The organism is Aeromonas sp. ASNIH2 (genome assembly GCF_002934795.1).
GTDB lineage: Bacteria > Pseudomonadota > Gammaproteobacteria > Enterobacterales > Aeromonadaceae > Aeromonas > Aeromonas caviae.
Genome location: NZ_CP026406.1, coordinates 954926 through 968702 on the forward strand (window position 1 = coordinate 954926; position 13777 = coordinate 968702).

The 13777-nt window shown below is 66.5% G+C and carries 12 protein-coding genes and 2 pseudogenes; 4 read left to right on the forward strand and 10 right to left on the reverse strand.

Features of this window, described 5'->3' with window-relative positions:
• Window positions 1-27: 27 nt before the first annotated feature.
• From phoB to C3F36_RS04375, 5 genes and pseudogenes are all read right to left on the reverse strand, one after another.
• Window positions 28-717, reverse strand: coding sequence for a phosphate regulon transcriptional regulator PhoB (phoB, locus tag C3F36_RS04360; protein ID WP_010673471.1), 690 nt, complete (start codon window positions 715-717; stop codon window positions 28-30).
• Window positions 718-819: 102 nt separating this feature from the next.
• Window positions 820-1229: pseudogene (locus C3F36_RS04365) on the reverse strand (VOC family protein).
• A gap of 68 nt (window positions 1230-1297) precedes the next feature.
• Complete coding sequence (locus C3F36_RS23735) at window positions 1298-1999, reverse strand: GGDEF domain-containing protein (protein WP_233759712.1); 702 nt, start codon at window positions 1997-1999, stop codon at window positions 1298-1300.
• Between the two features lie 27 nt (window positions 2000-2026).
• Window positions 2027-2584: a hypothetical protein gene (locus C3F36_RS23740; RefSeq protein WP_233759713.1), complete on the reverse strand. Its 558-nt coding sequence runs from the start codon at window positions 2582-2584 to the stop codon at window positions 2027-2029.
• A gap of 283 nt (window positions 2585-2867) precedes the next feature.
• Window positions 2868-4544, reverse strand: coding sequence for a sigma-54-dependent Fis family transcriptional regulator (locus tag C3F36_RS04375; RefSeq protein ID WP_104454562.1), 1677 nt, complete (start codon window positions 4542-4544; stop codon window positions 2868-2870).
• Between the two features lie 288 nt (window positions 4545-4832).
• On the opposite strand from C3F36_RS04375, the gene exaC reads away from it, so the two are divergent.
• Complete coding sequence (gene exaC / locus C3F36_RS04380; RefSeq protein ID WP_039039283.1) at window positions 4833-6350, forward strand: acetaldehyde dehydrogenase ExaC; 1518 nt, start codon at window positions 4833-4835, stop codon at window positions 6348-6350.
• A gap of 51 nt (window positions 6351-6401) precedes the next feature.
• Here exaC and C3F36_RS04385 read toward each other — a convergent pair whose 3' ends face one another.
• Window positions 6402-7196: an AraC family transcriptional regulator gene (locus C3F36_RS04385; RefSeq protein ID WP_010673466.1), complete on the reverse strand. Its 795-nt coding sequence runs from the start codon at window positions 7194-7196 to the stop codon at window positions 6402-6404.
• A gap of 96 nt (window positions 7197-7292) precedes the next feature.
• Between C3F36_RS04385 and C3F36_RS04390 the strand changes: the two genes are divergently transcribed.
• Entirely contained in the window at window positions 7293-8180 is an 888-nt protein-coding gene (locus C3F36_RS04390) for a DMT family transporter (protein ID WP_104454563.1), read from the forward strand.
• A gap of 201 nt (window positions 8181-8381) precedes the next feature.
• Here C3F36_RS04390 and C3F36_RS04395 read toward each other — a convergent pair.
• Window positions 8382-8681: pseudogene (locus tag C3F36_RS04395) on the reverse strand (carboxymuconolactone decarboxylase family protein); the annotation flags it as partial.
• On the reverse strand, window positions 8678-9661 hold the full coding sequence (locus tag C3F36_RS04400; RefSeq protein WP_104454564.1) for an aldo/keto reductase: 984 nt from the start codon (window positions 9659-9661) through the stop codon (window positions 8678-8680). The pseudogene C3F36_RS04395 and the gene C3F36_RS04400, both read right to left, overlap by 4 nt.
• 99 nt (window positions 9662-9760) lie before the next feature.
• Between C3F36_RS04400 and C3F36_RS04405 the strand changes: the two genes are divergently transcribed.
• Window positions 9761-10669, forward strand: coding sequence for a LysR family transcriptional regulator (locus C3F36_RS04405; protein WP_043152344.1), 909 nt, complete (start codon window positions 9761-9763; stop codon window positions 10667-10669).
• Between the two features lie 114 nt (window positions 10670-10783).
• Here C3F36_RS04405 and C3F36_RS04410 read toward each other — a convergent pair whose 3' ends face one another.
• Entirely contained in the window at window positions 10784-11476 is a 693-nt protein-coding gene (locus C3F36_RS04410; protein WP_041213368.1) for a response regulator, read from the reverse strand.
• Window positions 11477-11479: 3 nt separating this feature from the next.
• Entirely contained in the window at window positions 11480-13045 is a 1566-nt protein-coding gene (locus C3F36_RS04415) for an ATP-binding protein (protein ID WP_103260630.1), read from the reverse strand.
• A gap of 258 nt (window positions 13046-13303) precedes the next feature.
• On the opposite strand from C3F36_RS04415, the gene slyA reads away from it, so the two are divergent.
• Window positions 13304-13777, forward strand: a complete 474-nt coding sequence (gene slyA, locus C3F36_RS04420) for a transcriptional regulator SlyA (protein ID WP_010673459.1) — start codon at window positions 13304-13306, stop codon at window positions 13775-13777.

Genomic DNA, 13777 nt, shown 5'->3' on the forward strand with positions numbered 1-13777 from the left:
GCAGGGGCTGGCGGCACTGGCCCTGACCTAGAGACGGGTCGAGAAGCGGTAGCCGGCCCCGCGCACCGTCTGGATCAATCTGTCGTGCCCCGTCTCTTCGATGGCCTTGCGCAGGCGGCGAATGTGCACGTCCACCGTCCTGTCCTCGACATACACATTGGTACCCCAGACGTTGTTGAGCAACTGCTCGCGGCTGTAGACCCGCTCGGGGTGGGTCATGAAGAAGTGCAGCAGCTTGAATTCGGTCGGCCCCATGTCGAGGGCCTTCTCCTCGGCACTGACCCGGTGGGAAACAGGATCCAGCTTGAGCCCCTGCACCTCGATCACCTCGTCCACCGAGGTGGGAGAGACACGGCGCATCACGGCATGCAGGCGGGCGGTGAGCTCCTTGGGGGAGAAGGGCTTGGTGATGTAGTCGTCGGCACCGGCCTCGAGCCCGCGCACCTTGTCCTCTTCCTCGCCCCGGGCGGTCAGCATCACCACCGGGATCTGGCGAGTCATCTCATCCTGCTTGAGCTGCTTGAGGAACTGGATACCGCTGCCGCCTGGCATCATCCAGTCCAGCACGATGAGTTCGGGGTAGGGTTCGCGCACCTTTGCCAGTCCATCGGCGTAATCTTCTGCTTCTACTGTTTCATATCCCTTCTGCTCAAGCACGAAGCAGAGCATTTCGCGGATCGGTGCCTCGTCCTCGACCACCAGAATTCGCTTAGCCATATCCCTTCTCTCTCCTCTGTGAAGATGGGTGCGCCAATTATTAGAACTTTCTGTGACACTTTTATGACTTTATGACGGGCGGGATGATAAACGTTTTCAGATTCAGTTGGCAGCAGCGAGTTGCAGCAGGTCCCAGCGATTGCCACTGATGTCCTCGAACACCACCACGGTGCCGTAGGGTTCGAGGCGCGGCTGTTCACAAAAATGAACACCATAGGCCAGCATCCGCTCGTAATCGCCCCAGAAGTCGTCGGTCTCGAGGAACAGGAAGACCCGACCGCCCCCCTGGCGACCGATGGCGGCGCGCTGCTCCTCGTTGGCCGCGCGAGCCAGCAGCAGGGCGGAGCCGGGAGCCCCCTTGGGAGCGACCCGCACCCAGCGTTTGCCCGGTTTGCCCGGCTCGTCGAGGGGGTGTCTTCCAGTAGCTCGAAGCCCATTCCCCGGGTGAAGAAGGCGATGGCCTCGTCGTAATCCGCCACCAGCAGCGTCAGGGCGCCAATGTGTTGTGCCATGGAATCTCTCCTCGGATAAATGATGGGGCGCATGATAGCCCCGCCCGGCCATGGGCTCCAGCGCCGGATCAGTCGGGCGCCACCTCCACCCGGTTGCGACCATTCTGCTTGGCCTGATAGAGCGCCTCGTCGGCCCGCTTGAGCGCCTGCTCCAGGCTATCCTTGCGCCGCTCGGCCACCCCGAAGGAGGCGGTGATCCCGAGCCCCAGCGGCCAGTGCCTGTACCCCTCCAGTGCCCCTCTCAGCCGCTCCGCCAGGGCGGCAGCCCGTCCCTCGTCGTAATGGAGGCATACCAGCACGAACTCCTCCCCACCCCAGCGCACCAGTCGGCACAGGCTGTCACAATGGCGCAGCAGCTCGCTCACCATGTGCTTGAGCACCTCGTCCCCCACCGGGTGGCCGTGACCGTCGTTGACCCCCTTGAAGTGATCGATGTCGATATAGATGAAGGAGAGCGGCATCTCGCCGAGCTCCCCGAGCAGCTTTTCGCCACCGAGCCGGTTGAGGGCCCCGGTCAGGGGATCGTAGCGGGCCTCCTCCTCGGTGCGCCGGTTCTGCTCGCACAGGCTCGCACTCAGGGCTTCAGCCGCAAGGCGCGCCTCCCTGGCCTTGCGCAGCCGATCCCCGAACATCAGGTTCTGGACCAGGAAGAGCAGCACGCCGTAGACAAGCCACCCCAGCAGCAGATAGCGATAGAAGTCCCCCGGCTTGCACCAGCGGCCATAGAACTCCAGCCGCTCGAGCCGCAACCGGTACTCCCCCGGCAGCATCTTGTCATCGGAGGCGATCTCGATGGCCTAAACATGGTGCAGATCCGGCCCCCGCTGGACCAGCGGAATATCGTACTGCTGCACCCACCAGGAGCTGGGGGCAAAGACATTCAGGGGGACATCCTGCTCACGACCAAAATCCCTGGCGGTGAAGAGCACTTCGTTGAACTTGTGGGAACTCTCGTCTTCCCGCGTCGAGTAGACGGGATCGTAGTTGCGCAGATAAAGGCGCCAGGCCTGTACCCCCTGCCCTTCTACATCCAGCCTCACCCGCACCCCGGTGAAGCCGGAGAGATCCAGCCCCTGCTCGGGATCGGTCAGGGTCAGAACCAGCTCGCAGAAAGGATAGGCATATTGGCTTCGCAGAGTGCACTGGATGGCGGGTCTGTCGCCCCCCTGACTCAGGGTGGCGACGGAGGAGCCCTTGTGGGCCCTGTCATCCTGGGCACGCACGGACAAACCGGCCTGGCTCAGGATGTCGAGCCGCCGCTCGGGTCCGAATTCGAATATCGCCATGGCCAGCAGGCTCGCCGCCAGCAGGCACCAGAACAACAGCGTCGTCATGCGGGAATAGGAAGGGATCATCGGCATCACACCTGAAAAAGGGCTTTTACCCTATACCTTGAAGCGCCGGACCGCGCTGATCCAGATCCAAGGTTATTACACGCGCCGCACCGGGCGCAGACGGGTGCCGACTAACCGGCACGGGCCCCATGGGGCGCAAGCGGCATCGGCCAGCCGCCGGGAGAGAGGCGGGGGGCCTCGTCGGTCGTGAGATGGGTCATTGCGCACTCCCTGCGATGGAAACATAACGAAAAAACGTCCTTGCCACCGCAGTCTACACAAGCGCTGGACGGCGCGACACCCTTCACCCCTCCTCCCGCAGCGCCCGATAGAGGGTGGTGCGACTGATGCCAAGACGGCGCGCCGCCTCGCTCACGTTGCCGCCGCACTCTGCCAGGGTCTGCTGCACCCGCTGCCGACTCTGCTCGCGCAGGGTACTCCCTCCCAAAGGTGAGCTCGTTCCCCCCGCCACGGCGGGCAGATGCAGATGGGCAGGTTCAATCCAGCCCTGCCCCTCTGCCAGCACACAGGCCACCTCCAGCGCCTGTTTGAGCTGGCGTACGTTGCCGGGCAGAGGGTGGGCCAGCAACCGCTGCTCCGCCTCCCGGCTCAGTTGCAGTGCCGGGTCCATCTGGGCGAGCAGGTTCAGGATCAGCCCCTGACGCTCGGGCACCGACCAGGCCCGCAGGGGTGCCAGTTGCTGGCGCCAGCCACAGATGCGGTAGTAGAGATCTTCGCGAAAGGTGCCGGCCGCCACCATGGCCGCCAGATCCCGATGGCTGGCGCTGACCAGCCAGAAATCCACCGCCTCGGGTCTGTGGCTGCCCACCGGGGTGACGACGCGCTCCTGCAACACCCGCAGCAGCCGGGTCTGGGCCTGGAGCGGCAGCTCGCCAATTTCATCCAGCATCAGGATGCCGCTGTGGGCGGCGCGCAGATAGCCCTGGCTGCCCTGGCTGCGGGCACCGCTGAAGGCCCCCCCCACGTAGCCGAACAGCTCGGCCTCCACCAGCTCCGCCGGCAGGGCGCCGCAGTTGACGCACACCAGAGGCCGCGCCCGACGGCTCGAACTGGCGTGCAGGGTGCGCACCAGGTGCTCCTTGCCGCTGCCGGTCTCCCCCTCGATGAGCAATGAGATGCCCCGTTCCAGCATCTTGAGCGGCACCTGCTGCGCCTGCGATCCCCCCTCCTCAACCGCGCTCGGCAGGGGGAGCCTGGCGGCGCGCTCCCCCGCCTCCGGCACCAGCCGCAGGCCGCGGCGCTCGCGCAGCAACTGCTGACCGTCGAAGGGGTGCTGGCCGAGCCAGAGCCGACCGGCCCGGTTGGCCCCGAGCAGCTCGCCCCCTTCCCCCAGCAGCAGGCGGGCAGACCAGAGACTCTGGGGATCGAGATCCACCAGCCAGCCCGGCTGGCGGGCCAGCAGGGCGTTTTCCAGGGTCATGGCCAGGAGGCGCACGGTGCCCAGCATGTCGCCCCCGTGGTGGGCCGCATCGGTGGAGATGTCGAGCACGCCGAGCAGTTGCCCGTCCGGCCCGAGCAGGGGGCAGGCGCTGCAACTGAGAAAGCTGTGCTGGGCGAAGAAGTGCTGCGCCCCCAGCACCTGCACCTCGCTCTGCTCGGCCAGCGCGGTGCCGATGGCGTTGGTGCCCTTGCTCGCCTCCCCCCAGCGGGCGCCGCTGCGCAAAAAAATGCGCTCGGCATGGCGGGCAAACCGGTCGTCTCCGCTCACCGCGAGGATGGCCCCCTCGCCGTCACACAACAGCAGACGACAGGGTCTGCCTGCCAGCAACTGGCCAAAGAGCGGCAGCACGAAGCGCTGGAAGCAGGCGATGAGCATCCTGTGCTGCTCCTGGCGAGCCGACAGCTCCCCCTGGGGCAGCAAGTCCAGCTCGGCGCTCTGCTGGCGGCTCAGCCCCTGATGCAGGCAGCGCTCCCAGGAGCGCTGGATTGGGCTGGCACCGGATTGAGGCAACTCGCTCATCACACCTCCTTCTACACACTCGCGAATAGGGCCGCCTTGGGGGAGCGCCTTCATCACGTCTCCTGTTCACAAACGGCACAGTGTCACACCCGATGTTCAGAAACGGCACAGTTCGGGGGCCGCCCTAGGGGGCACTGGTTAACCAAGATACCCCTTGGCACCCCGTTTGATAACGTTTTTGCAACCTTTTTGTGTAGAGCGCCGCCCGCTGGCACGCCCCTTGCGATGACAGGAAGCAACCGGACTGCCCGCCAGGCCGGTCAGGACCACACACATAAGGATGATGAGATGATTTATACCGCTCCCGGTCAGGCAGGTGCCCTGGTCAGCTTCAAATCCCGTTATGACAACTTCATCGGTGGCGACTGGGTGGCGCCGCGCGCCGGCCGCTATTTCGAGAACATCTCGCCGGTGGATGGCCGGGTGTTCTGCGAGGTGGCCCGCTCCGACGCCGCCGACATCGAGCTCGCCCTGGACGCGGCCCACAAGGCGTTCGCCAGCTGGAGCAAGACCAGCGTCACCGAGCGCAGCAACCTGCTGCTGCGCATCGCCGATCGCATCGAACAGAACATCGAGCGGCTCGCCGTCGCCGAGACCTGGGAGAACGGCAAGGCGGTGCGCGAGACCCTGGCCGCCGACCTGCCCCTGGTGGTGGATCACTTCCGCTACTTCGCCGGCTGCATCCGCGCCCAGGAGGGCTCCGCCGCCGAGCTGGACCAGAACACCGTCAGCTACCACTTCAAGGAGCCCATCGGCGTGGTCGGCCAGATCATCCCGTGGAACTTCCCCCTGCTGATGGCCGCCTGGAAGCTGGCCCCGGTACTGGCGGCCGGCTGCTGCAGCGTGCTCAAGCCCGCCGAGCAGACCCCGGTCACCATCATGCTGATGATGGATCTCATCAAGGACATCCTGCCCCCCGGCGTGGTCAACGTGGTCAACGGCTTCGGCGCCGAGGCGGGCCAGGCGCTCGCCACCAGCAACCGGATCCAGAAGCTGGCGTTTACCGGCTCCACCGAGGTGGGCGCCCATATCCTGCGCTGCGCCGCCGACAAGCTGATCCCCTCCACCGTGGAGCTCGGTGGCAAGTCCCCCAATATCTACTTCGCCGACGTAATGCAGCACGAGAGCAGCTACATCGACAAGGCGGTGGAAGGGATGCTGATGACCTTCTTCAACCAGGGGGAGGTGTGTACCTGCCCCTCCCGCGCCCTGGTGCAGGCCAGCATCTATGACGACTTCATGGACCGGGTGCTGGCCCGCGCCCGCACCATAGTGCAGGGCAACCCCCTCGACACCACGACCCAGGTGGGGGCCCAGGCGTCCCGCGAGCAGTTCGACAAGATCCTGAGCTACATGGAGATTGGCCGCGGCGAAGGGGCCAAGATGCTGCTGGGCGGCGGCCCGGCCAAGGTGAGCGGGCTGGAGGGGGGCTTCTACATCCAGCCCACCATCTTCTCGGGCCAGAACAAGATGCGGGTGTTCCAGGAGGAGATCTTCGGGCCGGCGCTCGGGGTCACCACCTTCAAGGACGAGGCGGATGCCCTGGCCATTGCCAACGACACCCAGTACGGGCTGGGGGCGGGCCTGTGGACCCGGGACAGCAATCTGGCCTGGCGCATGGGGCGCGGCATCCAGGCCGGCCGGGTCTGGGTCAACTGCTACCACGCCTACCCGGCCCATGCGGCCTTTGGCGGCTACAAGAAGTCAGGGATCGGTCGCGAGACCCACAAGATGATGCTGGACCACTACCAGAACACCAAGAACCTGCTGGTGAGCCACGACATCAACCCCCTCGGCTTCTTCTAAGCCCATCCCGTGATCCACAAGGGCGCCTGCAGGCGCCCTTTTTCATGCGGTTCAGGCCACGGGTTGGCCCAGCTGCTGGCGATAGCGCTGGGGGGCGCAGCCCTGTTCGCGCTGGAACATGGCGATGAAAGCCGAGGTGGAGGCGTAACCGAGGCGCCAGGCGATCTCCTGCACCGGCATCTCGCCCCGCAGCCAGTCCAGCGCCTTCACCAGCCGCAGCCGGGTGCGCCACTGGCCCAGGCTCATGCCAAGCTCCTTCTGGCAGCGCCGCGCCAGGGTGCGCTCCGTGGTGTGCAGCGCCCTGGCCCACTCCACCAGCGTGCGGTTGTCCTCCGGCGCCGCCTGCAATGCCGCCAGCAAGGGTGCCAGCAGGCGATCCCGGCTCTGGGGCAGGTAGCTCGGCTGGCAACGGGTGCGGGCCAGCTTCTCGATGAAGAGCTCACCCTGACGGGCATCCCACTCATCCTCCATGTGCCCGACCCGGCGCTGGGTGAAGTCCTCCAGCAGGGCCCGCAGCAAGGGGGTGAGGGCTAGCAGCTGGGGTTCCCGTGGCAGGCGCGGGGCCAGCGCGTGGCTCACGTAGATGGAGGTGTAATCCAGGGTCTGCTCGTTGAAGGCGGTGTGGGGCAGGTCCGCCGGCACCCAGATGAGGTAATCCGGAGGCGCCACCAGACGCTCTCCCCCCACCTCCACCACCATGACCCCCAGGCTGATGAGGCTGAGCTGACCCCAGGGGTGGGCGTGCTCGGCGCAGGCGTTGCCCCCCTGGATCTGGCTGTAGCGAAAGTAGAGGGGGTTGGGGTCGGCCAGCAGGCGATCCTGCTCGGCCAGGGTGAGGGTGCCCATGCAGATTGTCCCAAAGCGGTTATGACATGTCTTATTTACGCTACTTACCTCGTTCAAGACAAGGCTAGACTCTCCCCATCGTACCAAGGAGTGCCTATGCCTTTTCTCTTCCCCCTGCTCGCCATCCTGATCTGGGCCGCCAATACCGTGGTCTCCAAGGCCGCCGCCGGCGTGCTGGATCCCGCCGCCATCTCCTTCTATCGCTGGGTGATCGCCGCCCTCGCGCTCTCCCCCTTCTGTCTGCCGCAGCTCTGGCGCCGCCGGGCCGACATCCGCCCCTGGCTCGGCAAGCTGCTGGTGCTCTCCCTGCTCGGCATGGTGCTCTACCAGTGCCTCGCCTACTACGCCGCCCACAGCACCTCGGCCACCAACATGGGGGTCATCGGCTCCCTGCTGCCCCTGCTCACCCTGCTCATCGGGGCCTGCTGCTTTGGCCAGAAGCCGGGCAAGCAGGCGCTGCTCGGCATGAGCCTCTCCCTGTTCGGGGTGCTCTGGCTGCTGGGTCAGGGCAATCCCCTGGCACTGCTGCACAGCGGCATCAACCCCGGCGACGGCATGATGCTGCTGGGGGCGGCCAGCTATGCCCTCTATGGCCTGCTGATCCGCCGCTGGCAACTGCCGTTCGGCCCCTGGCTCAACCTCTACCTGCAGATCCTGCTGGCAGTGCTGCTGCTCATCCCGGTGGCCCTCTCTGCCGACTCCCTGGCCATTCCCGCCCAGGGCTGGAGCATGGTGCTGTTCGCCGGCCTCGCCTCCTCCCTCTTCGCCGCCTACTGCTGGATGCGCGGCCTCGCCACCCTGGGGGCGGAGCGCACTTCGGTCTTCATGAACCTGATGCCCCTGTGCACGGCCCTCATCGCCGTCATCACCCTGGGGGAGCCCATCCACGGCTATCACCTGCTGGGGGGCGGCCTCATCCTGACCGGGGTCATGCTCTCCCAGCTCAAGCCGAGGGTACGCCGTCCTCTGCCGGAAGGGGCATAAGCCATCGCCGTGGCAGCATAAAGAAGGGAGCCTCGGCTCCCTTCTTGCTGCCCCCGTCAGGGCACACCTGACCTTTTCGCCATGGTGGCGTCTCCACCTAATCCCTGCCCCCCGTGCCTTGTCATGGGCGGCGAAGGCGCTGCGGGCCGCACTGATGCCATTCATGCAGGCGGGCACCACGGCATAGACGGCGACCTGGAGCAGGATCTCGATGATGGTCTCCCGGCTGACCCCCACATTGAGGGCGGCCCGGATATGGAACTCGAGCTGTCCGGGCGCCGTGCCCATTCCCATCAGGGTCGCCACCGTGAGCATCTCGCGGGTGCAGAGATCGATGCCGGGACGGGCGAGCACATCGGCAAAGGCAAACCCCAGCACCAACTCGGCAAGCTCCGGTGACAGGGCATCCAGGCTGGCGGCGACCCGCGTGGGCGCCTGGGGATCGAGCCGGGCCAGCAGCGCGAACGCCCGTTCACGGCGATCCGTGTGCGAGCCGCTCATGCGTTCACCCCCTTCATCCCCTCGGCGGTATAGCGCTCCCCCGCCACCGGCAGGGTCCGGATGGCCTGTCCCAGGGCCCCGAGCTCCGCTGGGGAGAGGCGCACCGAGAGGGCGCCGAGGTTATCCGCCAGGTGGGTCAGGCGCCGGGTGCCGGGGATGGGCACTATCCCCTCCCATTGCGCCAGCAGCCAGGCCAGGGCTATCTGCACCGCCGAGCATCCCTTCTGCTGCGCCAGGGCCATGACCGCCTGCACCAGGGTGCGGTTGGTGGCGAGGTTCTCCCCCTGAAAGCGCGGCAGACTGGCCCGAAAATCCCCTTCCTCGAACACCGCCTCCTGCTGGTAACGCCCGGTCAGAAACCCGCGCCCCAGGGGGGAGTAGGCCACCAGACCAATCCCCAGCTCCCGGCAGGCGGGCAGCACCGCCGCCTCCACCTCCCGCGTCCAGAGGGAGTATTCGGTCTGCACCGCCGCCACCGGGTGCACGGCATGGGCGCGCCTCAGGGTGGCCTCGCTCACCTCGCACAGACCGATGCGGGCTATCTTGCCCTCCTGCACCAGCTGCGCCAGCCCGGCCATGGTCTCCTCGACGGGATGGGCCGGATCGAGGCGGTGCACATAGTAGAGATCGATCTGCTCGATGCCGAGGCGGCGCAGGGAGCCCTCGCAGCTCTGGCGCGCATAGCGTGCACTGTTGTCGAGGGTACGCCTGTACTCCCCGTGCTGGCGCACGATGCCAAACTTGGTGGCGACCTTCACCTGCCCCCGCCGGGTCGCGAGAAAACGCCCGATCAGCGCCTCGTTGTGGTGGGGGCCGTACATGTCGGCGGTGTCGAGCAGGTCGATGCCCCGCTCCACCGCCTCCGACAGCACCCGCAAGGACATCTCATCGTCCCGCGGCCCGTAGAATTCGCTCATCCCCATGCAGCCCAGCCCCAGGGCAGAGACCTGCAGGTTGGCTCCCAGTGTTCGTCGTTGCATCGCATTTTCTCCCTGACAAGTTGCAGGGGAGTATGGTCTTCCGAAAATGAATGAGATATAGAGATAACTGGCAACCTATTTTCCGATTATGGAAAAACTATGCACGATCCCCTGCTCTGGGACGACGCCCGCGTCTTCCTGGCCATCGCCCGCAGCGGCACCCTGAGCGGTGCCGCCCACGCCCTGCGCATGGGGGTGGCCACCGTCTCCCGGCGCCTGGACAGGCTGGAGGCGGCCCTCGGCCTGCCCCTGTTCAGCCGCCACCAGCAGGGCTATCGCCTGACCGACGACGGGGAGGCCCTGCTTGAGCGAGCCGAAGCGCTGGAACATGCGGGGCTGGCCTTTGGCGAGGCGGGGCAGTTGCAGGGACAGGTGGCCGGCACAGTGCGCCTCGCCACCGCCGAGAACCTGGCCAATCCCCTCATCATCCCCTCCCTGCCGACGCTCTTTGCCCAGCACCCCGAGCTGAGGGTGGAGCTGGTCACCGGGGTGCAGACGGTGAACCTGCACCGGCGCGATGCCGATCTCGCGGTGCGCATGGTCAAGCCCGATGCCGGCCACCTCACCCTGCGGCGCCTGGGCACCCTGGGCTTTGGCCTCTACGGGACCGGCGCCTACCTGGATGCCCGCAGCCCGGGGGTGGACGCCGCCAGCTTCGATCAGGATGACTTCATCGGCTGGAACGAAACCCAGAGCCACCTGCCCGCCGCCAGATGGATGACCCGCATGCTGCGCGGCCGCCCCTGCCGGGTGGAGACCGGCACCCTGGCGGCCCAGCTCGCCGCCGCCCAGGCCGGTCTGGGGCTCGCGGTACTGCCCCACTACCTCGCCCGCCAGACGGATCTGGTCTGCCTGCTGCCGGAGCTCGGGGTGGATCAGCCCATCTGGCTGGTGCTCCACAGCGATCTCGCCCACTCCCGGCGGGTGCGGGCCGTGGCGGATCACCTCATCGCCCTGTTCGAGCGCGCCCGCACCGCCCTGCACCCCTTCTCGGGCGACCCCAGATAGAGGGGCCGGGTCGCATCGGGGCGAAACAAAAGGGAGCTCAAAGGCTCCCTTTTATCTGCGCGGCCTGCGCAGCATGGTGTGCGCGGCCTCTTCGGCGTTGTGCCTGCGGCGGGGTCACGACTCCCGGCGCCAGTGGTAGCGCCGCTCCGGGCGGCCGCGCTGGCCGTAGTTGAGCTCCACGTCCAGCCGATCTTCTGACTCCAGAAACTCCAGGTAGCGGCGGGCCGTGGTACGACTCAGGGAGAGGCGCAGGGCCACGGTGTCGGTGGAGAAGGTGTTGTCCGGCTCCCCCGCCAGCAGATCCAGCACCTGGCGCAGGGTGATGGCGTCGATCCCCTTGGGGGTTTCCCGCGCCTCCCGCCCCTGGTTGCGCGCCTTGCCCATCAGGCGGTCCAGGTCGCTCTGGGCCAGCTCCCCCGGCTCGCAAAGGCGGCGATGGAGGACCAGGATCTCCTCCAGGCTCTGCTGGATGCGAAACAGCCGCAGCGGCTTGATGACGTAGTCCTGCACGCCCAGGTTGAGGGCCTGCTGTATGGTCTCCACGTCGCAGGAGGCGGTCACCATCATCACCATCACCTCCCGGTTGTGGCTGCGCAGCCGGCTCACCCACTCCAGGCCCGAACCATCGGGCAGGGAGATGTCGACCATCAGCAAGTGGGGCTCGCTCCCTGCCATCAGGCGATCCGCCTCGGCCAGGGTGCCGGCCCGCCCCATCAGGGAGAACCCGGCCGTGGAGGAGACCAGCTCCCCCAACATGGCGCCTATCCGCTCGTCATCCTCGATAATCAGCGTGAAGATTGGCTTCATGACTTACACCAATTGGTTTTTATTCAAATAGATACCGAACAGGGTCGTCTGCTCGGCGGTGCGGCGCCATTCTATCACGCCCCCCCGCCTGGCCACCGTCTTCTTGACCAGGAAGAGGCCGACCCCGTGATCCCCGGTCTGGCGGCTGACACCGTAGTCGAACAGGTGATCCGCCAGCGCCTCGTCCACCCCCTCGCCACTGTCCTCCACCTCGATCACCAGCCGCCGCCCCAGATCATCGAGGGAGAGCAGCACCCTGGGCTCGGCGTGCTCGCGGTTCCCCCAGGCGGCGCGAATGCCGTTGTCCAGCAGGTTGCCGATGCAGGTGATGAGATCCGCCGACACCTCGGCCGGATACTCCCCGAGGGCCGACCCCGCATCCAGCACCAGCTCCACCCCCAGCTCCCGCGCCCGGCTGAACTTGCAGAGGATAAGCCCGGCCACCGGCTTGTTCTCGATGACCCGCAGCAGATCCTGCAACATGTTCTGGCAGGCTTCGTTCTCCTGCTGGATGAGGTCTACCGCCTGATCCACGTGGCCGAGCTGGAGCAGGCCGGAGAGGCTGCTGAGCTTGTTGGCGAATTCATGGGTCTGGATGCGCAGCATCTCGCCGTACTGGCGCAGGTGGGTCACCTGCATGCCCAAGCTGCCGGTGCCGTCTGGCCGGCTGAAGATGAGCATGCGCCCCGGCTCGCGACCGCTGAGCTCCTGCCAGTGGCCGACGAAGTCATCCCCCTGCACGGTGAACCTGACCGCCCCCCCTTGCTGCAACGTGGGCACGAGGCCGGGGGCCAGCTCCGCCAGGGAGCGGCCCAGCAGGGCGTGGCGTCCGGTGCCGGGCAGTCGCAACTGATAGAAGGCGGCGCTGTTGAGCATGGTGATCCTGTGCTGGTTGTCCAGGGCTACTATCCCCTCCGAGATCCCCTCCAGCACCAGATCCTGCTGGGCGAAGCGATTGGCGATGGTCTCCGGCTCCAGATCCAGCAGGGTGCGGCGCAGCAGGTGCTGCACCCAGAGCGCCAGCAGCAGGCCGCACCCCAGCACCGCCGCGATGGCGCCGACCAGCAGGGCGATCCGCTCCTGATAGGTGCCCTCCACGGTGCGCATCAGATAACCCACCGCCACCGCGCCGATGGCCTGGCCATCGGGCCCCACCACGGGAGCGAAGCAGCGGATGGCGGGGCCCAGGGTGCCCACGTCCCGGGAGCAGTAGCTCTCGCGCGACTGGAGTGCAGGCCAGATGTCCTCCCCCCGGAAGGTCTGGCCCACCAGCTCGGGGGAGGGGTGGCTCAGGCGCCTGGCATGTTCGTCGGTCACCACCATGTAGGCGGCATCGGTGCGGCTGCAGATCCCCTGCACATAATCCCGCAGCCCGGGATCGCTCCCCTTCTCCAGGGCCCGGACCACCCGGCTGTCCGCCGCCAGCACCCGGGCCAGATCGCTCCCCTTCTCCTTCAGGTTGTTCTCCAGCAGGTGGCGCATGAAGAGGGCGAGCAGACAGCCCAGGATCAGGATCAGCAGCAGTGACAAGCCAAGCGAGAGGGTGACTAGCTGGTGGCGCAGTTTCATCGTTCAACCTTGCAGCGGACAGGAAAGCCCAGGGTGAGGGTGTCCCCCGGCCGGGTCAATGGCCAGCCTGGCGCACCTCAAAGGTGGCCACTCTAGCGCCTCCCCCGGCCGTTGTCGGTTAGCTGGCCCGCAAAGCCATATAAAAACTTAAACACCACGGCCCGGGCAAAAAACCTGAACGTGAGCTGTATCACACTATTTACTTAGCCTGCGAAATAAATAGAATGCTTCGCAAGCTAAGTAATTGAGGTGCCCGTCATGAAAAAGGATCTGGAGATGTTGCGAGAACTCTCCCTCGCCGAGCAGCTGGGGCGATTGCACCGGCTCTGGCGCACCGTGGCCGATCTCGAGCTGGCACCTCTGGGGCTCACCCATCCCCGCTGGACCGCCCTGTGGAAACTCAGCCGCCTCGGCGGCCACCTCAGCCAGAAGACCCTGGCCGAGGCCCTGGAGATAGAGCTCCCCTCCCTGATGCGGACCCTGGGTCAGCTCGAGGAGCAGGGGCTGATCGAGCGCCATTGCTGCAGCCAGGACAAGCGGGCCCGCATCGTCACCCTGACCCCGGCGGGCAAGGCGCTGCTCGATCAGATCGAGGGCCGCATCATCGCCGTGCGCCGGGAGCTGCTCACCGGCATCAGCCAGCAGGAGCTGGCCCAGTTTGAAGACATTGTGCACCGCATCTCCGCCAACGCCCTCGGCAAGATAGCCGCACAGCATGAAGAGAGAGAATAA